The organism is Piscibacillus salipiscarius JCM 13188, from assembly GCF_001311865.1.
Classification (GTDB): domain Bacteria; phylum Bacillota; class Bacilli; order Bacillales; family Alkalibacillaceae; genus Piscibacillus; species Piscibacillus salipiscarius.
Window position 1 is genome coordinate 73657 of sequence record NZ_BBCD01000004.1, and the last position, 19970, is coordinate 93626.

Below are 19970 nucleotides of genomic sequence, written 5' to 3' on the forward strand. Positions count from 1 at the left end.
TAATTAATACTAATTATATTCCAATTATTCTACTGATTCAATTTCCTATATCATGTTGGGATATTATCATCCTCAATTGTAAATATATCGACCCCACAAAAAACACCCTAACCACAATTGGTTAAGGTGTACTTAAAAATTCCTTTAGTCGATGTTCAACGCTTTTGACGTCCTGATAACCCTGATTATAAAGTGATGTCAGTTTATTTTTATTCCGCTCAACTCGTCCTACTTTTAATTTCTCTGATGGGCAAATTACAAATACGTTCCCTTTCTTCTCTTCATCAAATATGTACTGAAGCGTTTCGTTATAAACGGCGTGACGTTTTTCCATTGCTTCAATTAACCCTGGAAATCAGCATATTTCTTTCGTAAATATCGCATAAATGACTGCGGCTTTTTAACATACCCACGATTCCGCGTTAACACGATCACATTCTTTGTATTACCATCTTTCCGATTGTTTAATTGGAATGGGGTCTGAAATCCCGCCGTCCATCAAGTACTTTCCGTCAAATTCAACCATTGGCGCGAACATTGGTAGTGAACTCGAGGCCCGAAGTAACGTCACGGCATCTGTTGGATACTCTGATTTTTTATAAAATAATGCCTCACCTGTTTTACAGTCTGTCACCCCAATGACAAACTCCTCATCCGCTTCATAATAAGCATCAAAATTAAACGGCGCGAGCTTATTTGGTAGCGTATCAAATAAAAAGTCCATCCCAAATATCTGCCGCTTCTCAATCCAATTTCTAAGCGATAAATATTCAGGGTGATCCACAAAATCAATGTTGACGGTTCGATTTCGGTCAATTTGCCGCGCGATATAAGACGATCCATTACAAGCACCCGCCGAAACCCCAATCGTATATGGCAGGTATATATTTTGTTCCATTAAATAATGAAGGACGCCTGCCGTGTAAACACCCCGGCTGCCTCCACCTTCTAGCACTAATCCAGTCTGTGTCATGACATCCCCTCTTGTTTTGTACTACATACGTTACTGCATTTGTTTTTAATAAAATAGGTACACCATTACGTTCTATGTTATATTCTAAAGGTTTAACGAGGTGTTTAACCAGCTTCCAGCCTTTAAAAACTGGATTTAATTCATGAATCATATCATAGGTTGACAGGTTAACTTCTATTAAAGCATCTAAGCTCTCTCCAGTATGTAAATCGATCTCTGTTACCTCAGTATTAATAACTAAGCAAACTAACCCTCCAGGTTTAGTGCCCTTTTCCATATCCGTTAACACTCTCTTTAATGTCAATTCTGAGCTCACATGTTCTAGGCTTGAGACAGCAACCACAAAATCGTAGCTTTGTTCCCTAATTTCAAAACCTTCGATATCCGATAAATAAGGTTCAATGACCTGTTCAACTTCAAACTGTTTGCTATAGCATAGAAGATTCTCAATAGCAGATTCTAATAAATCTACACATACAACTTTCCCTCGATTTGATTTAACAGCTTCGGCAATTGGAATGCTGTTTCGCCCAACTCCAGAACCTAAATCTAAAACATTAGGATTCTCGATCTCTTTTATTTTAGGCAGCATTTCTAAAACAGTCTGGACAGGTTTATACAACCAAGAGCCTTTTTCAAATAACTTATGTTGCTTATAACACTCATCATGGTACTTCTTCTCTTCAGCTCGTATCATATCTACTCTTTTCATAACTTCTCTACCACTCATACCCTTCAGCTTTCAGCATGTCCGTTATGATGTCAACAGGATTGGGCCCTCCTTCGATGTCATACACACGATCCATAATCAGCCGATCTGTCCCTACTTCGATAAAAACGTCTGGTTCGAATAATGATTCTCCTCAATTTCCTTTTGGTAAGTGAAAACTAACCGAAACCTGGTCTGCATACTTAACTCATTCGTTTGTTTAACCTCAGTCGAATCAATCTTACCGATTAACTCTTGTATAAACGACTCATCAGAAATGGAAAAACCCTTAATAGGCCTAGAAAATTGGCTACTATTCTTACCCTCTCTAAACACTTCGACACTTAATTGTTTAAATGTCAAACTATCATCCACTCGTTCATCAACTAACTCCCCAATAGTTGTATGTTTCTCTGCCTGCACATAAATGTAAAGGCCTAGTACGGATAAAATTACTACCGCAGTAATCACATTCTTCTTCATTTGTTCCCCCTATGTAACAACACCATCTTGCCTGCTGCATACCTGTTTTTGCAAACCCAATGTTTTCCATGAGAATGCATTTTGAATCAGCTCCTTAAAATAATGGTTGTTTACGATTAGTGAATCTTATTAGATAAGGGATAGGTATTATTGTCATGAGTAACATGGCAATAAGAATAAGTAATTGTAACCAAAAATCAATCGGTAGTATCCAAATAAACACAATCGCAATCAAGTCATAAATCAATAAGTAGGAAGTCATTTTAATAGAATCCGATGTCACATATTGCATCTCCTGACAGTTTGGACATCTCTTTTTCCAACCTAAGATGAATAGCAACTCCGACCATTTAAATTGAAAATCACAATTCCAACAAGTTGGTAACTTCATCTAATCACCCCCAACTTAATTATACCATTATATGTAAGAATTTTCAGTTAAGTCGCAAAAGATCATCTGTGAATTTAGGTGATTTTGTTCCCACGAAGAGTTGAATTGTTCGCATTTCACTGAGGTCTGTTCGCATTAGTCGGAGATTTGTTTGCATTTCAGAGAGAATTGTTCGCATCAGACGAGAGACTGTTCACATTTCTCGGAAATCCGTTCATGTCAGACGTGGATTTGTCCGTATTTCGAAAAATTCACCTTGCAGCACTATACTTCATTAACTATTAGTTTTAAAAACTAAAATTTTTTAGCCATGTTTTCTACTAATATGATTTCTTTTATTAATAAAACCCCGGCTCAAGCCGGGGTCTCCTATTAACCTTCTATAATTGGTAAAATAATGTGAGATGCATAATCTGCGCCCATATGAAGCGTTTGGTTAGCATTAATTATTTTAGTTGTATCAAGTAGTGTGTCTCCTGTGTTAGGGTTTGGGTCATACATAGGGAAGTTACTCGAAGTAACTTGAACACGGAGTGAATGTCCTTTCTTAAACACTTGACTGGTTGACCACATATCAATCTCATACTCGTAGACTTCACCCGGTTTAAGTGCACCGTGTATGGTGTTTGTTCGGACGATTCCTTCTGTCACATTAATAGATTTACCGTCTGGTAGTACGTCCGTTAATTTAACCACAAAATCAGTATTCACTACATCTGTTGAAGCGTATAATTTAAACTTAACCGGACCTGTTACTTCAATGTCTTCGCCTAAAGGAGCACTAGTATAAACTAGAACATCCTCTCGCTTTTCAACCTCTCTTTGATCTAATGGTCCCGTATTTATACCATGAATGAATAATGATGGTCCACCTTTTGTCGGAACAGGGTTGTCAGGATCATAAACGTAAGAATCGAGCGCAGACTCTGTCGGTTTGTCAAAACTTAATTGACCGTGATTGTGTAAATACAATGGCTTATAGTTCGTACGCGCTAATGGCCACTCATACTCGCTTCTCCACTCATTTGCCCCCATCACGAATAGTTTAATAGGTGCATCCTCTTCAAAAACCTCAGTCTGGTCATCTTTTAGCCAGTGATCAAACCATTTCAAATGAAGGGATGTGACATCATCAACTCCATCAATTAAGTCCCCAGAGGCTTTAAGACCAAAGTATCGTTCACCAAAGTAAGGAGTGAACACGCCATGTCCCCAAGGTCCAATAATGAGCTGCTGATCGTCCTTTCCTTGCTTTTCTAATTCAGAAAAATTATGAATCGTTGCTTGTAAGAAGCAGTCATACCATCCTGCCATATGAAAACCAGGTACGTTCACATCACCGATCGATGCACGGTCATTTACTGATAACTCACCATAAATATAAGCTTTATACAACTCTTGTAATTCTGGATGTTTCATGACAGGTGACCAGTCTTTAAATGGAAAATGACTGTGCCAATCTAGTATGTGATCTAAGTCTGCAATCAGCTCTTGAGACGTTTTCTGAAAAGTCTCTGAATCTTGTATTCTCTTCAAGTAGTCTGGCGCAACCGAATCTAGCATCCACGTCTCAAGCTTTGCTAGCTCATAGGCACCACCTCGCTTAGATAAATCACGATCAATATTGTGACCTGTAAAAGCTGGGAAAATTGCTTTAAGTGAAGGAGGCTTAGCCATGGCAGCAAACATCTGAGTAAAACCATAATACGACAGGCCGAACATTCCCACTTTGCCATTACTATAAGGAAGAGATGCTGCCCATTCTACAGAGTCATAGCCATCTTCTAATTCTTGTGCGAATGGTTTAAAGTCACCTTCAGAACTAAATCGCCCTCGCACGTCTTGAATGATGACGACATAACCATCCAACGCCATTCGAATTGGATCAATATAACGATGGGAGAAATTTGGTAGATTTTTATTGTAAGGAAGGCGAGTTAACAGAACTGGGTATTCTCCTTCACTCTCAGGCCGATAAACATTTGCATACAAAGTTACTCCGTCCCTAAGCTGACACGGGACATCACGTTCGATAACGACTTGTTCACTCATTAAAATCCCTCCAAGTAGCAAAAGGCCTGCATCTTATGGATACAGACCTTTTCATCAAATATTACTTACCTAACATTTTGTTAACTTTATCTTGATTATTATCAATCCACTCTTGTGCAACTTCACGCGGATCTTGTCCATCTTCAATTTTAACAATCATTGCTTCTACATCTTCTAAAGGAATACTCCAGTTTTGTAAGAACTTATATACATCTGGCGCTTTTTCTTTTAAGTCTTTATTTGCTAAAACATGAACGTCAGAAGGTGTAAAGTAACCATAGTCATCTTCAATCACTTTAATATCGAATTTATTAAACATTGTGTGTGGTCTCCAGCCATAGAAAATAACTGGATTATTTTGACTCATCTCTCTTTGAGCTTGAGCTAACATTCCACCTTCTGATGATGTTACAAGCTCTAAGTCAAGATCAGCCTCTTTAATTAAATCACGCATCATTTTAGTCGCACTAGCGCCTTCTTCAATGCCATATATTTTATTACCAAACTCATCTTCACGACCCTTTAAGTCACTTACTTTCTCAATACCTTCCACGTAAGTTGGAATAACTAGACCTGAATCAGCATCTTTATAGCTAATGGAGACTTTTTCGATAGAATCTTTATATTCCTCATATTGATATTGGTGTGCTGGCATCCATGAATCCATGAATACATCTAAATCACCACGTGAAAGCCCAACAAATGTCGAACTTACATCTGCCTGAGTTTCTTCAACTGTATAACCCATTTCTTCAATAATTAGTCCAGCCACTTTAGTCGGTGGTACAGTACTAGTCCATGGCGTTACCGCAAATGTAATTGTTCCTTTTTCCTCAGCTTTATCGCTACCTTCAGCACTGCTACCTTCTTCATTATTAGAACCGCATGCTGCTAATACAACTAGACTTACTGCCATTAATGTTAATATAAACTTTCTCATGTAATCTCCCTCTCCTAATTTATTTATGCTTTACCTTGACCTAACCCTTGAGTGATCCGGTCAAGAACAATCGCTAGTACAACAATTCCTAAACCACTTACTAAACCTAAACCTATGTTCACTCGAGAAATAGCTGTTAAAACAGATGCACCTAGACCTGGCGCACCGATCATCGAAGCGATAACCGCCATCGATAATGACAACATAATCGTTTGGTTAACCCCTGCCATGATGCTTGGAACAGCTAGTGGAAGTTGAACTTTAAAAAGTAACTGACTTTTAGTTGAACCAAACGCACGTGATGCCTCAACAACTTCTTTAGATACACTGCGAATACCTAGATTGGTCATACGAACTGCAGGTGGTGCTGCGAAAATAAACGTCGCAATAACCGCAGGTACACCTCCAAGACCAAATAATAGTACCGCAGGAATTAAATAAACAAAGCTTGGTAATGTCTGCATGAAGTCTAAAACTGGTCGAACCGTGTTTTGTACATGGTTATTAAGTGCACTAAATATCCCAATCGGAACACCGACTACTAATGACACAAATGTTGCCACAATAACAATAGATAATGTTTGCATCGATTGTTCCCATATGTCGACAGATCCAATAAATAGAAAACCTATTACGGTAAAAACGCCATACCTTTTCCTGCAAATCTCCAAGCAATGATGGCTAAGATTAACGTAAATAATTCTGCAGGTATGAATAAAAGGACATCTGTCACACTATTGATGAAAGCATTCAACCCATTACTCATGGCATCAAATGTATTACTAAACGTCGGCAAAAACCAACCATTTACAAACTCATTCGTCCATTTTTCTAATGGTAAGTAAAAGTAATCCATTAGCTTGTCACCTCAGCTTTCTCTTTTCCAAGAACGAGTCCTGAAAGAATAGAGACTCGAGATACAATCCCTAAGAGTTTACCGTCTTCTACGACAGCAATTGGATACTTAGCATCTGCTGCAACACCGATTAAATCGTTAAGCGGCGTCTCAGGCGTTGTTTGATGGACATCCGTAACTAAAACTTCTTCCATCGAAATATCATTCTTATAAGCATTAATCGCATCATCAATCGTAAGTAAACCTTTAAAGTTATCTTCACGATCTACCACAAAATACTTGATGCCCCTACTTCCTCCATTTTTCTAACGGCCATACGCGGGCCATCTTTATAAGTCGTTAACACTTCTGGCTTTCTCATAACAGCCTGCGCATCGAGCACCTTAGAACGGTCAACGTCTTTAACGAAATTGCTGACATATTGGTTAGCAGGATTCTCAAGGATTTCTTCTGAAGAACCAACCTGAACAATCTGTCCATCTTTCATGATCGCAATGCGGTCACCTAATTTTAATGCTTCATCTAAATCGTGAGTGATAAATAAGATTGTTTTATCTAATTTATTTTGAAGCTTAAGTAACTCATCCTGCATTTCTTTACGAATAAGAGGATCTAATGCACTGAAAGCTTCATCCATAAGCAAGATATCCGTATCATTCGCAAGTGCCCTCGCTAAACCAACTCGCTGCTGCATACCGCCACTCAGTTCATTCGGGTAGCTATTTTCATAGCCTTTTAAGCCAACATCTTCAATCGACTTCTGTGCTCTCTTTTCACGTTCCTCTTTACCAACGCCTTGTATTTCAAGACCATAAGCAACGTTTCCGACAACTGTACGGTGTGGGAATAACCCGAAATTTTGAAATACCATTCCAAGCTTTTGGCGACGTGTTTCAATTAATTGGTCTCGTTTCATTTTCGTAATATCTTCACCGTCAATTAATACCTCACCATCAGTCGGCTCAATAAGGCGATTAACTAAACGGATTAGGGTAGATTTACCACTACCAGATAGACCCATAATGACGAAGAACTCACCGTTTTTAACTTCAAATGAAGCTTTGTTAACTCCAACAGTGTTACCGGTTTGTTCTAAAATGTCGTCTTTTGAATATCCTTCTTCTAACATTCTTAAGCCCTGTTTTGGATGTGATCCAAAGACTTTTGTTAGATTTTTGATTTCAATATTACTCATAAACATTCTCCTTTTATGTACAAGCAAGAAGGAGAATTACTTCCTGCGAATCCCTATAACTCTCCCTGCCTGTTTCGGTTTTTCTAAATGTTCATGCTCTCTCCAAACGTCATCTATCTTTTCTTGAATAAATGATAAAAATGGCGCAGGCTTTCCTTGACCTTGATCCATGCCCATGAGCATTTGTTCACTTGTTGCGACCAAGTCACCATTGTGTTTTTCATGGAAAAGAAGGCATGGAGCCTTTTAACATCATGGTCAAGTAACTGCCATTCAACCGTTAACGATTCACCTTGGTGAACCTCATTTAGATAACATAGATGCGTTTCTAATGTAAAAATCGTATATTGTTTTTCTTGAATTACTTCTTCAGTAATGCCGAGGTGGCCCATCAAGGCATCCACAGCACGACTGAATACTTCTGCATACGCGGCGTCATTCATATGGCCGTTATAATCGACCCACTGCTCTATGACGCTTACGTTATATTTAAAGGGGGTAGACATAACTTTCACCTCTTAAGGCCAATAATCTTCAACTAGATCAATCAATTTCACTAAAAATTCATTACGTTTACATTCAAGCTCTGCAACTGAACGATCATCTGCGAAGCTCTCGCATCCGTTAATAACACGCTCTTTAAGTTCATCTGTTAACTCAGGTGCTTCAAGCTTCGTCCAAGGTAATTTTAATGCAGGACCGAACTGTTCAAGCATGTGGCGCATCCCTTGGTCTCCTCCAGCTAAGTGAAATGTCATAAACGGCCCCATCTGAGCCCATCTAAGACCTGCTCCATACGTAATTGCTTTATCTACTTCTTCAGTTGTCGCAATACCGTCATTAACAAGGTGTAACGCTTCACGCCATAGAGCTTCCATTAAACGGTCTGCAATGAAGCCTTCAATCTCTTTATCTATAATCATCGGCTTCATTTGCGCTGATTCATAAATCTTATAGGCTTTCTCAACCGTTTCTTGACTCGTAGACTCTCCGCCTACAATTTCAACTAACGGCAAAATATATACTGGGTTAAAAGGGTGTGCAACGACTATCTTTTCAGGATTTTCTAATGTTTCTTGAAGTACAGTCGCTTAATGCCTGACGTACTAGAACCTATTACAGCATCTGATTTCGAACTTATATCTATATCTCTTAAAACAGATTGCTTTAGCTCAACACGTTCTGGGACGTTCTCTTGAATTAGGTCCGCATCTTGAACTGCTTCTTCTAAAGTCGAAACAAATGTTAGACGATCCTTAGATGCGCCTTCTTTAAGTCCAAGAGCTTTAACTGATTCCCAAGCACGCTCTACTGTATCTCTGGTTCTTTCTGCCGCTCCTTCAGCCGGGTCAAAAGCGACCACGTCAAAGCCATTTGCTAGAAAACGCGTAATCCAGCCATTTCCGATGACGCCAGTTCCGATGACCGCAACTTTCTTTGATTCACTTGCCATTCGCCTGACCTCCTATTTCCTTAAGTTGTAAGCCTCTCTTGCCTCGGCAGGAGTCATGACTTCAATATTATTTGTGTGTAATTGTTTAACGGCTTGTTCAACGAGTGATTCGTTCGAAGCTAGAACACCTTTCTTAAGGTAGATATTATCTTCTAACCCCACTCGAACGTTTCCACCTAAGAGCGCCGTTTGAGTCACCATCGGAAGCTGCATACGTCCAATACCAAATGCTGACCAATGTGCGTTCTCAGGAAGACGGCTTTTCATATACGAAATTGTCTCAACATCCGCTTCAGCTCCCCAAGGAATACCCAGGCAGAACTGATACATCGGACCGCCATCAATTAAACCTTCTTTAACTAACTGATTCGCAAAACGAACATGCCCCGTATCAAAGCATTCTAATTCCGGCTTAACGCCACTGTCTTGTACTAATTTCGCTTGCTCTCTTAACCAGTCTGTCGGGCTCATGTAAATCATGTTGCCAAAGTTCGTACTTCCGCAATCAAGTGTGCACATCTCCGGCAAAAGCTCCCCAACTGGCTCATGACGTTCAGATGGCGTCTGAATATCTGTTCCATCTCCTCCAGCTGCAGGTGTATCAAGACTTGGAATAAAGTCACCACCACCGCCAGATGTAATATTAATAATCACGTCTGTTTCAGATTCACGAATACGATCCACAATTTCACGGTAATGATCAATGTTATGACTGATACCACCTGTCTCAGGATCACGAGCGTGAACGTGAGCAACTGTTGCTCCAGCCTTCGCAGACGCAATCGCTGATTCTGCAATTTCTTTCGGAGTTACTGGAACGTTTGGATTTTTCGTAGTTGTATCCCCAGCGCCTGTAACCGCTGCTGTAAGCATCACTTTTTGACTCATGCTGAACCTCCTAAATGTTAAAAATCGCGCTACTTATTACTATACCGTACGGACGGTTTTTCAATCCGTTTGTTACTATACCATCTAGACGGTTTAATATCAACACTCTTTTTAAAAACAATTATTTAATCAAGTATTTAAGACATAAAAAAGCCCGCATTTAGCGGGCTTTTAAGCATCAATAATATAAAATTAAAAACTGTATTTACAGTCTAGTTTTCTTCTTTTTTCTTCTTCTCAGCATCTAAATAAAGATCCTGAATCCATTCATGTAGCCGTTTATAAACAGCCTTTTTCTTCTGATCATCGATATTGTAAAGCTCCAATAATTCAGCTAACCAAATCCCATCTGTCGCAAGTCGAATAATCGTCGCATCAATAGGATCTAAACCGTCGTTCTCAATATTCGTCTGCCACTCCTCGTAAGCCTGGTATAGCGGTAACATCAACTTAGGATTAACAGCCTTCGCCGCAAGTAAACCCGCATGCATATCCTTATTCGGATACCCCTGATTAAACGTTACATTTAAGAACGCTCTTGTCCATTTACCACGATCTAACGGGTCATCTTCTACATTCCGAGCAATCTTACTACGATAGTTATGCGCTAAGTGTTCAACCATTCCCTGAACAAGCGCCTCTTTAGAGGGAAAGTGGTACAAAAGCCCACCTTTACTAATCCCAGCCTCTTTCGCAACAGCCTCTAACGTTAAATTAAATATACCTTTTTCACTCACAATTGACGAAGCCGCCTCTAAAATCGCGACTCTCCTTGATTCCTTAGCCAATGTCATCATCCTCAGCCCAAAAGATTAATTCTACTAAAGGTTACTATACTATCTGGACGGTATAGAATTCAATACATACGCAAAAATAATATAAAAGTATTACACCAATCGTATAACATCATAAACTTATTGTAGCTTTGCAAAGCTTATTTATACTATGTACACGACTTACGTACCTCTATCGTACCACGTTTCATCTTAATTTTCCGTCATTATTGGTAAAATATAGTATTACTATTTTAAAAAAAAAAGCCCAAAACCAACTACGGCTTGGACGTTTGGGCTTATTTGATCAATTAGAAGTTCTACCTAAACTTTTCAGGCTTATCCACTTTCATAGATGACACCTCACCACATTGACTACAAAACGTCAACGTCATGAACGAACTCCCCATGACCTTGTTCAAAGGCGTTACCGCAGTCGTCCCATTCCCCAATCTCCCTTGATTGAACTCATCATTCCCACATTCCTTACAGACTTCTGCCATACAAAATCCCCCTCTTATAAAATTTTATCGGTCGGTTTCTCTGATTTATCTTGCAGTTTTTCTCCAGTCATTGAAAATGATACGGCCCCTTTTCGAAAACTTACGGCCTGTTTTCAAAGATTAACGGCCTCTTTTTGAGATTTATCGGCCCTTTTTTGAAATTTAACGGCCTGTTTTGCCAACTTTTCGGCCCCTTTCTCAATTTTTACGGCCAGTTTGTCTACACATTTATCCAACAGCCCTTCTTGCTAATTGCTGAGTTTAACCTTATGTGGGAAGAAGATGATGACCAACGGAAACATGAGCACAAATAGAACGTCTATATAACCTACTGTCAAAAACCGCTGCGTAGTACTGGATATGTACTGTCGCTCCCCGCAGTTCGCACATTTCTTCCCATCCTTTGACCAAACTCCTGACCAGATATCTTTCCTTGGCCACTGATACTGATAACCATTACATTCCGCCAAAATATTCTTCCCCTAAATTGTCGAAAATCCCATATTTAGATAAACAAATAATACAATGGCAGAGCCCACCGCAAAAGCGAAGTAGTTCTCTTTCCTCGATTCAGAATCTTTCTTACTAATATGAAAGATCACCAGTAGGGCAAAATTAAGTGCATTCATCAATAAAGCGTAAAAAATCACATCAAGAAGTAGATTAGAATGCGGATCTGTCAAGCTTGCACCAAGCAACAACATGAGTATGAAAAACAAATGAGCTGGTAGACTTGCTAAATTGGCAATTAAATAAACGCGTTTAATTGGAATAATCAGCACCTCACTTATTCAAACTTAACCGTACGGCTAATATCAACTCTATATCTAAACGTAATTTTAAGTGTTTCATTGGCAGCGACGGTTTCGTTATACTCTATTTCTCCACTATTGAGCTTTTCATACTTGTGACTTGACTCAACCATTTCCCAGCCTCGCTTATAAATCGAATGGTTAATTTTCATCTGGGCCTCTTCATCTTTATGATTGTTAATGACATACTCATATTCTTTATATTCATAGATTCCGTGTTTATATGCATCCACCTCGCGGCTTTTGCATTCAATATCAAACGCCTGACCAAGGTTCAGTTCAATATCTGTGTTTTTGGCTTGATGGTCAATGAGGTCTTCGCCGATCAGCTCTAAGCTACCATCCTCTTGGTCTTCGTCATAAACTTTGACCTTACCAGCCGGAAAAGGCATACCTAAGTGTTGTTTTTCACCATTATGAAATTTCAGCATGATATCTGCCTTTTCATCGTTATAAGAATACCGATAATACCTCTCAAACGGAACTTCTGCCGCTTCAAATAACGTAATTTGTTTCTCTTGTTGATTCTTCAAAGTTGTTTTCCCTTGAAGAGTGTATAGGTGAAAATCCGAGAAGCTCTTTTCCTCAAAAGCAGGCATTTCAGCATAAGAATATAGTGAATTTTCTTGTACAGGTGGTAATGCGATAACGTCCTCAACTCGATTAACATCACCTGCAATGAGCTTCAAACGAACATTTTCAAAGTTCGTCCCTGACTGATTATGTAGTAACACCCAAGCCGTTAAATCAAACGAGTCCCCATTTAAATGAATCACATAATTCGCTTTCCACTTAAGACCACCAGTCGTATACGTCACATGAACCTCATCAACGTCAGCCTTCTCAACCTCCCAAATCAATGAAGGCTTAATAATGAGTCCATTTGGTAGTTTCGGCAAAGTCAAATTCTCCTCAGGTGGATTTAATATAATCTCTCCAGTCTCAAGGTGCTCAAGTACTAGCCCTTGCTCCGCACTTAAAAGACGATAAAATTCTTTGTGTTTAGACTTTGGGTCCACTAACTGAACCATTTCCCCGATGTACTTCTTAAGCAGCTTCACCTTATCGACCAGATCGTGGTCATAATTAAGCTCTTTAATCTGAAGTCCATCTACTATAATGGAATCCGTTTCAATCTTCTCAGACACATCTTCAAATCGGATTTGAGTCTCTTTGTTATATCCTTCGAACGAACGCTTGTCTTTTACCACTGCGAAGTTCTGGTTATAAACTGTTAACGCTAAATCTTTAGAATCCTGACCTTTAGAAATGAACATGTCTGCACCTCCCATTACTTTCCAATTCCATATTGAAACAGGAAATCCTCTTTTTTATAAAAATACTTGGAGCCAAATTAACTCCAAGTTTTGTTCATTTCATATCCATTGTTTTCATTTGATTTAATTCACGCTCTCTTTTAGATTTTAAAGATGATCTTCCATTTGCCCAAATCGAAAGTAAGATGATTGTTCCTAGAATTATAACTCTTAAAAATTCACCATTAGTTATATCATTAAACCATATTCTTGTTGCCACAAAATAAAGATACTCACCACATACACTAATGGAATAATGCCACCAAAATATGCATTTTCTGTTCTTGACAGAAAATATTGAGTTGCCACAATAATTAAGGCTATCAACACTCCAATCGTATAACTCACTCACAAATCCCCCTTTTCTTTTCTATACTTATCTATTATTAACTTAGCTGCTTCAAGACTTACCTCATCATCAATAGATAACTTTTTAATAAATTCTACAAACTCATCGTCCTCCCTACTCTCACTTACCTCAATTTTTTTGTATCATACGATCTAATCTAAGTCGAACGGTAGGGTAGGAGACATTATATAGTTTTGCAACTTCCTTCAAAGAGCCTGAGTTCATTGTAAACTTCTTAATAAACTCTAGATCTTCATATTCAAGCGCAAGGATCCATTGTGGTACATCTCTAGCTTCCATGTCTGATCCTCCTAAATATTTTATAATATTACATTAACATAAACTTTAATTTTATTAAAGTATTATTTAATATTATTAAACAAAAACTTGGAGCCTTTAATAATACTCCAAGTTCTAAATCATACTCTATTAATTTTTCGGTGCTAATTCGACACCTTGCCTGATCGCTTCAATTAAACTTTTTTCATCTGTAATACCTTTACCTGCTATGTCACACACAGTTCTATAATCAATGCTTATTCGTATGGTCAGTAAACCGACAATAATATTTAAGCCTGCCTCTATTCAATTTTTACTAACGAAAATCTACTAAACCATCATTAATTGACTTTGTCTGGTAGTATACGTTCTTATATAGATCAAATAACCTTCGATACTTCTCAACATTTTCTGGAATAGGCTTAATCTCATCCTTAACCTCTATTAAATTAGAAGCTCCTTCCAATAGACTTTGATACCATCCGAGTCCATACCCTGCTAGTAGTGCCGCACCCATGCCAGGACCTTGTTCACTTGTCAGTCTTACAATATTAGCATTAAAAATATCCGCTTGAATTTGTATCCACTCTTGATTTTTAGCCCCTCCGCCAATGGAGTAAATTGTGTCTATTGTTTTCCCTCGTTCTCGGAACATCTCTATGGTTTCGTTTAGCGAAAACGTGATGCCCTCCATAACAGCTCTTGCGAAATCTTTTATTTCGTGAGAGCTATCCATTCCGATAAAACTCCCTCGAATCTGAGCATCTGCATGAGGTGTACGTTCTCCGACAAGGTAAGGGGTGAATAATAGTCCTCGACTTCCAACGGGAACTTGATCAACATCAGCTAATAAATCTTCAAAACTTAACTCCTTGGCAAAGGTTTCTTTAAACCAGTTAAGACTGTACCCAGCTGATAAGGTCACACCCATTGCGTAGTATGCTTCTTCCTTACCATGGTTAAAAAAGTGAGCTTTTCCATCATAAGTCGCTGTCGAATCGTCTTCATAAGATAATACGACCCCTGATGTTCCAATACTACACATCGTTTTACCTTCTCCTAATATTCCTGACCCAATAGCCCCACACGCATTATCAGCACCACCAGCAAATACTTTTGTTTTAGCACTCAACCCTGTCTCCTCTACAAACTCTTCATTCAACTGACTAACATATTTGTGTGAGTGGACCAATTCCGGACATAAACTTTCATCAAGACCAACTGCGCTAGCAATTTCAGAACTCCATTCACCTTTATTTAAATCTAGCATCCCTGTTCCCGCTGCATCTGAATAGTCCATATGAATTTGACCAGTCATTCGGTACCTCAAATAATCTTTTGGCAAAACGAACTTCGCTGCCTGTTCAAATATATGAGATTCATTCGACTTCACCCATAATATTTTCGGCAACGTGAACCCTTCCAAAGCAAGATTTTTAGTTAGCTCTATGTATCGTTCCTTACCGACTAAATCATAGATTTCTTGGCATTGTTTAGTTGTTCTCGTATCATTCCATAAATGGCGTTCCTAAGTACTTGACGATTTTCATCTAATAAGACTAGACCGTGCATCTGTCCGGAAAAACTAATTCCTTCGATTTGTTCACTAGGCACTTGAGCTTGTTTAACTAATTGAGCTAAGGCTTTCTTAGTCCCACTAACCCAATCCTCTGGTTTTTGCTCACTATACCCTGCCTTTTCTTGAATTAATGGGTAATCACAAGAGGACTCCGAAACGACCTCACCTTGCCGATTCACAAGTAAAACTTTTACAGCGCTTGTTCCTAAGTCAACTCCAATGACATAACTCATGTTGATCCCTCCTCTAAAAATGTGAAGGCTAACCCAATTAGGTTAGCCAACATATTAGGCGAATGCCGTTAGTAGATACTGGTTAATCTTTGCTCTGATTTGTTCTACATGATTTGATTTATTTTCAATTTGGTCATGTTCTAACGCATACTCATACAATTTCTTAAAATCTGTTTCTCCATTAACTATGTCTTTGCCAATCCCTTTTGGTAGCTAGAATAACGGTCGTCAATAATCCCTTCTAGCACTCGATCCTCAAGTAGTTTATGAGCTACTTTGAGGCCAACTGCGAAACTATCCATCCCAGCAATGTGAGCGTGGAATAAATCCTCATCAGCTATAGATCCACGTCTTAATTTGGCATCAAAGTTAAGACCACCTGTACCAAGCCCGCCGTTTTTTCAAGATCTCATACATAGCTAAAGTCGTGGAATATAAATCAGTTGGAAATTCATCCGTATCCCAACCTAGAAGTAAATCGCCTTGGTTCGCATCCACCGAACCTAAGAGTCCATTTGCACGTGCATAATGTAGTTCATGTTCAAACGTATGACCAGCTAATGTCGCATGGTTGGCTTCAATATTAAATTTAAAGTAGTCCTCTAATCCATAAGTTCTTAAAAAAGCAAGACCAGAAGCGACATCAAAGTCATACTGATGTTTCGTCGGCTCTTTCGGTTTTGGCTCAATTAAAAATTGACCGTCAAATCCAATTTCTTTAGCATAATCAACCGCCATATGGAAAAAGCGTCCCAAATTATCTAACTCAAATTTCATGTCCGTATTAAGGAGGGTCTCATAACCTTCACGCCCTCCCCAGAACACGTAGTTTTGACCGCCTAATTCTTTACCAATCTCTAAACCCTTTTTAACTTTAGCTGCCGCAAAGGCAAACACATCTGCATTACTAGACGTTGCTGCTCCATGAGTAAAGCGGGGGTGTGTAAACATGTTTGCTGTATTCCACAACAACTGGGTACGGCTATTCTTCATGTATTCTTTAATCATACCTACGATTTCATCTAAGTTATCAAACGTTTCCTTTAATGTATCGCCTTCTGGAGCCACATCAATATCATGAAAGCAAAAGTAAGGAACCTGCATTTTCTCAAAAAATTCAAATGCCGCTTCAACACGCGCCTTAGCACGGTCCATTCCATCCAGGTGATCCCAAGAGCGAACCATCGTACCTGCACCAAATGGGTCTTCACCATTAGCTGTAAATGTATGCCAATAAGCAACGGAGAATCTTAACCACTCTTCCATTGTCTTGTCGCCAACTCGCTCACCTGGATTATAATATTTAAAAGCATATGGATTTTGGGACTGAATACCTTCGTATTTTACTTGTGGAAATTGTTCAAAATAACCCATTACTCATTCTCCCTTTCTATTAAATAAATTTTTCACTAGTTCAAAATTTCGATATAATAGTTAAAAGACTTCTAGAAAATAAAGGGGATTCCAAGCGATGAAACAGTTTATTCAATCAATCTACCAACTGACTAATTGGATTATGAGCCTTGTGTATATGAACCTTTTATGGGCTGTATTCACCTTATTAGGCGGAGTGGTGCTTGGAATACTCCCTTCAACTGTTACGCTTTACGCCATATCTAAAAAGTGGATTCAAGGCGATTATAATTTCAAATTACACCAAGAGTTTTGGAAGCATTATAAGTATGTTTTCTTAACCTCAAACAAACTCATTTTAATCGTACTCCCTCTCATATTAATAGCATTTATTAACCTATTATTTATTGTCGAGCAAGGAGCTTTTCAATTGGTACATCTACCTTTTGGGGAATCTCTTTCTTAGTTGGCATGACATTGTTATATATCATACCAACTTATAACACTTTTGATCTGCCACTATTAGGTATCTTAAAAAACGCTCTATTCATAATGCTCATCAGTCCGATTCAAAATCTGTTATTACTACTTAGTTTAGGTTCTTTACTTGTCATCTACTATTTCATCCCTGGCATTGCTTTCTTTTTTAATGTTAGTGTCTTTGCCTGGCTCAACACGTTTTTTGTCATGGATGCTACGAAACAAGTTTTGGTGAAAAAGCAATCAGTTTGACTCATCCAACCACAGAATACTTGTCACACCACGCGGATAGTATTTACTTGCGGATATTTCACCATTTATAATTTGATCACTCCAACTCCAAATGGATAAGGTAGGATGAGTTAACCATTGAACATGAGCGCGGTCAGCGGCTTGACCTTTTTCATCCCAAGATAATCCTAATATTTCCCTTGCAATATACTGATTAAGGTAAATCTTACTCAACCAAGAGTTTTGACTTGTTGAAGAAATCTTCCATCCACCATCTTCAAATAGACAGACACCTTTAACTAAAACAGTATTCAGATGACGTTTAAGGCTTTAATATATTGACCGAACTCACCTTCTTCGCTAACAGCATCTGTATCCCCTATATAGTAAGGGTAAACAAGTCCTTCTATGGCAGGAATAATTCTAGATTGATTGTTTTTCTCGATGACAGCTGGAATGAAGCCTTCGTCAGTCACATGAGATACGATTGTATTTGAGCAATTTAAAGCTTGATCTTGGGCAACTTTTGCCAGTTCACCTTCCTCAAATTGTTCGAATAAATTTTTAAGCAAAACATAAGCAGCCCAAGTTTTACTTGCTAAGTAAATGTTGTTGCGACTTTGCCCTAATGAAATATCTAAACTATCATATGTCGTGATTTCCGCACCATTTTTCGTACGGGAAGAATCTAACCCCATAATACCGTTTCGTTTAAACTCTTCTGGGTGATCACGATTTAATAGGCTTTCTAAGCACTCCTCAAAAACGACCTTTTTATCATTGAACCATTCAACATCATTGGTTTTAATAACATATGTGGCAGCTGACAATACCCAATTAAGCAGCTCTTCATGCGTCATATGAGAAAAGCAACCATCAATGTTATATAACTCATATACTGAATACTCAGGACGAGAAAATGTATTTGCGACGCCCATATCATGAGTAAAACTTCTCCCACCTGGGTGACTTTCATTTGAGTCCGGATATTTGACTTCGTCTACGTAGCTATAACGTTCAACATATAAGTCTAGAACATTTCTCATTACCCACGGATTCATCTTCAGCTCATAGAATAACTGATCAACCGTCAAATCAAATGTATTCATCATGCGGTATTCGCCTTCATTGACCACCCATAAAGGCTTTCCATCTCGTTCTAACAGTTGTGTATTCCCATAGTAACTACGAATAGCGTGCGCCATCATAAATTTCTGATCATTATTTAAGGTAGAAGATTCAATTAATTGATTAGATTCTAAACATCGTTCTTTGAACTCATCAAAATGCTCTAATACATAGCTGGATACATCTTCAATATTATTAAATAACTTTGTGTAATAATATGTTGTATCTAAGCCTACCGTTGCCCAACCATCCCTAAAAAATGAAATACAGATTGGATACGTTGCCACTTCACCAGCAGGAACATCAAATATAAGAGCACCTACTGTTCCAAGCCCAAATGTCCAATTGTCCTCATCACTTTCTAGCAAAATATCTTCCATACTAAAATGCATTGCAGATGTCGCTTGAGAGTCGTTTGTTGAGATGGCTGTCAATCTCCCTTGACCTACACCAACCAACGAACTTGTGTCATCTAATCGTCTCATTGAACTGTACGGATCATTTCCTTCATATCCAAAAACGCTCGTCTTGGTTTCTTACCATTTCGGTTATCAATCTTAAGTTCAGCAAAAACCGCTGGCACAGTCACCTTCTTAAGCTCATCTTCTGAAGCATGATTAGGCTCTGGAATTGGTTTAGCCTGAGTATAAACCGTAAAAGTTAAATCTCCTGCTTTCCAAGTATCGGACCCTAAGTTAAAATCACGTTTAATCTGATCTTTTTTAAACGCTTTAATGACATCTGGTTTATCTGGGTTAGGATCTGGATTTTCGATATCAAATCTCAGACTCTCATCTTCCTTACCCTCAAAAATGGAAGAGTATCGTATCGGTTCTCGTCTTCTAACGATTCCAGCCCGATAAACACACTTTTCGAGGAGGTTTTGCCATCTCTAAATCAAAACCACCGCCTGCTCCTGGGAAACCTAGAGTAAAACTTGCAAAAGACCCAATAGGTGAATGATGTGCATTAAAAAACATATTTTCTGGCATAT

Annotated in this window: 17 protein-coding genes and 8 pseudogenes; 2 read left to right on the plus strand and 23 right to left on the minus strand. The window is 38.6% G+C overall.

Annotated elements, in window-relative coordinates; all coding sequences use genetic code 11:
* Positions 1-121: 121 nt before the first annotated feature.
* The 20 genes and pseudogenes from JCM13188_RS04315 to xylA all read right to left on the minus strand — a co-directional run bounded on the left by JCM13188_RS04315 (position 122) and on the right by xylA (position 17158).
* Positions 122-955, minus strand: a pseudogene (locus tag JCM13188_RS04315) (patatin-like phospholipase family protein).
* Entirely contained in the window at positions 843-1703 is an 861-nt protein-coding gene (locus JCM13188_RS04320) for a class I SAM-dependent methyltransferase (RefSeq protein ID WP_369404818.1), read from the minus strand. The pseudogene JCM13188_RS04315 and the gene JCM13188_RS04320 overlap by 113 nt, the downstream one beginning before the upstream one ends.
* 93 nt (positions 1704-1796) lie before the next feature.
* Positions 1797-2165, minus strand: coding sequence for a hypothetical protein (locus tag JCM13188_RS04325; RefSeq protein ID WP_054752388.1), 369 nt, complete (start codon positions 2163-2165; stop codon positions 1797-1799).
* A gap of 94 nt (positions 2166-2259) precedes the next feature.
* Positions 2260-2556 carry a TIGR04104 family putative zinc finger protein gene (locus JCM13188_RS20375; protein WP_054752389.1) on the minus strand — a complete coding sequence of 99 codons (297 nt, stop codon included), beginning with the start codon at positions 2554-2556 and terminating at the stop codon, positions 2260-2262.
* Positions 2557-2928: 372 nt separating this feature from the next.
* The gene (locus tag JCM13188_RS04335) at positions 2929-4608 is read right to left on the minus strand and encodes a CocE/NonD family hydrolase (RefSeq protein WP_054752391.1); all 1680 of its coding nucleotides are present in this window, start codon (positions 4606-4608) and stop codon (positions 2929-2931) included.
* 61 nt (positions 4609-4669) lie between these two features.
* Complete coding sequence (locus tag JCM13188_RS04340; RefSeq protein WP_054752393.1) at positions 4670-5548, minus strand: glycine betaine ABC transporter substrate-binding protein; 879 nt, start codon at positions 5546-5548, stop codon at positions 4670-4672.
* Between the two features lie 23 nt (positions 5549-5571).
* Positions 5572-6404: pseudogene (locus JCM13188_RS04345) on the minus strand (ABC transporter permease).
* A pseudogene (locus tag JCM13188_RS04350) lies at positions 6404-7599 on the minus strand (quaternary amine ABC transporter ATP-binding protein). Before JCM13188_RS04350 ends, JCM13188_RS04345 begins: the two co-directional pseudogenes overlap by 1 nt.
* Positions 7600-7712: 113 nt before the next feature.
* Complete coding sequence (locus JCM13188_RS04355; RefSeq protein ID WP_369404819.1) at positions 7713-8105, minus strand: thioesterase family protein; 393 nt, start codon at positions 8103-8105, stop codon at positions 7713-7715.
* A gap of 12 nt (positions 8106-8117) precedes the next feature.
* Positions 8118-9052: pseudogene (locus JCM13188_RS04360) on the minus strand (3-hydroxyacyl-CoA dehydrogenase NAD-binding domain-containing protein).
* 12 nt (positions 9053-9064) lie between these two features.
* The gene (locus JCM13188_RS04365; protein WP_054752395.1) at positions 9065-9940 is read right to left on the minus strand and encodes a beta-keto acid cleavage family enzyme; all 876 of its coding nucleotides are present in this window, start codon (positions 9938-9940) and stop codon (positions 9065-9067) included.
* 212 nt (positions 9941-10152) lie between these two features.
* Positions 10153-10728: a TetR/AcrR family transcriptional regulator gene (locus JCM13188_RS04370; RefSeq protein WP_054752397.1), complete on the minus strand. Its 576-nt coding sequence runs from the start codon at positions 10726-10728 to the stop codon at positions 10153-10155.
* Between the two features lie 305 nt (positions 10729-11033).
* A complete protein-coding gene (locus JCM13188_RS04375) occupies positions 11034-11216 on the minus strand; it encodes a hypothetical protein (RefSeq protein WP_054752399.1) in 183 nt (60 codons plus the stop codon).
* 482 nt (positions 11217-11698) lie between these two features.
* Entirely contained in the window at positions 11699-11998 is a 300-nt protein-coding gene (locus tag JCM13188_RS04385; protein ID WP_054752402.1) for a hypothetical protein, read from the minus strand.
* Between the two features lie 5 nt (positions 11999-12003).
* Positions 12004-13305: a DUF4139 domain-containing protein gene (locus JCM13188_RS04390; RefSeq protein WP_279401375.1), complete on the minus strand. Its 1302-nt coding sequence runs from the start codon at positions 13303-13305 to the stop codon at positions 12004-12006.
* A gap of 94 nt (positions 13306-13399) precedes the next feature.
* Positions 13400-13696 (minus strand): hypothetical protein, encoded by a 297-nt coding sequence (locus JCM13188_RS17890; protein ID WP_279401376.1) that lies wholly within the window; start codon positions 13694-13696, stop codon positions 13400-13402.
* Positions 13693-13993: pseudogene (locus JCM13188_RS04395) on the minus strand (DUF2089 family protein). The gene JCM13188_RS17890 and the pseudogene JCM13188_RS04395 overlap by 4 nt, the downstream one beginning before the upstream one ends.
* A 129-nt stretch (positions 13994-14122) precedes the next feature.
* On the minus strand, positions 14123-14278 hold the full coding sequence (locus JCM13188_RS17895) for a 4-hydroxythreonine-4-phosphate dehydrogenase PdxA (protein WP_377328673.1): 156 nt from the start codon (positions 14276-14278) through the stop codon (positions 14123-14125).
* A gap of 10 nt (positions 14279-14288) precedes the next feature.
* A pseudogene (gene xylB, locus JCM13188_RS04400) lies at positions 14289-15784 on the minus strand (xylulokinase).
* Positions 15785-15838: 54 nt separating this feature from the next.
* Positions 15839-17158 (minus strand): annotated as a pseudogene (gene xylA, locus JCM13188_RS04405) (xylose isomerase).
* 97 nt (positions 17159-17255) lie between these two features.
* Between xylA and JCM13188_RS04410 the strand changes: the two are divergent.
* Entirely contained in the window at positions 17256-17603 is a 348-nt protein-coding gene (locus JCM13188_RS04410; RefSeq protein ID WP_054752406.1) for a DUF624 domain-containing protein, read from the plus strand.
* Positions 17604-17614: 11 nt separating this feature from the next.
* A complete protein-coding gene (locus tag JCM13188_RS04415) occupies positions 17615-17869 on the plus strand; it encodes a YesL family protein (RefSeq protein WP_279401377.1) in 255 nt (84 codons plus the stop codon).
* On the opposite strand, the gene JCM13188_RS20380 is transcribed toward JCM13188_RS04415, so the two are convergent.
* The 3 genes and pseudogenes from JCM13188_RS20380 to JCM13188_RS20385 form a co-directional block, all read right to left on the minus strand.
* Positions 17861-18082, minus strand: a complete 222-nt coding sequence (locus JCM13188_RS20380) for a hypothetical protein (RefSeq protein WP_369404820.1) — start codon at positions 18080-18082, stop codon at positions 17861-17863. The two genes, JCM13188_RS04415 and JCM13188_RS20380, sit on opposite strands and share 9 nt — an antisense overlap.
* Before the next feature lie 77 nt (positions 18083-18159).
* Positions 18160-19826, minus strand: a pseudogene (locus JCM13188_RS04420) (glycoside hydrolase family 52 protein).
* The gene (locus JCM13188_RS20385) at positions 19819-19968 is read right to left on the minus strand and encodes a hypothetical protein (RefSeq protein ID WP_369404821.1); all 150 of its coding nucleotides are present in this window, start codon (positions 19966-19968) and stop codon (positions 19819-19821) included. Before JCM13188_RS20385 ends, JCM13188_RS04420 begins: the two are co-directional and overlap by 8 nt.
* Positions 19969-19970 lie beyond the last annotated feature (2 nt).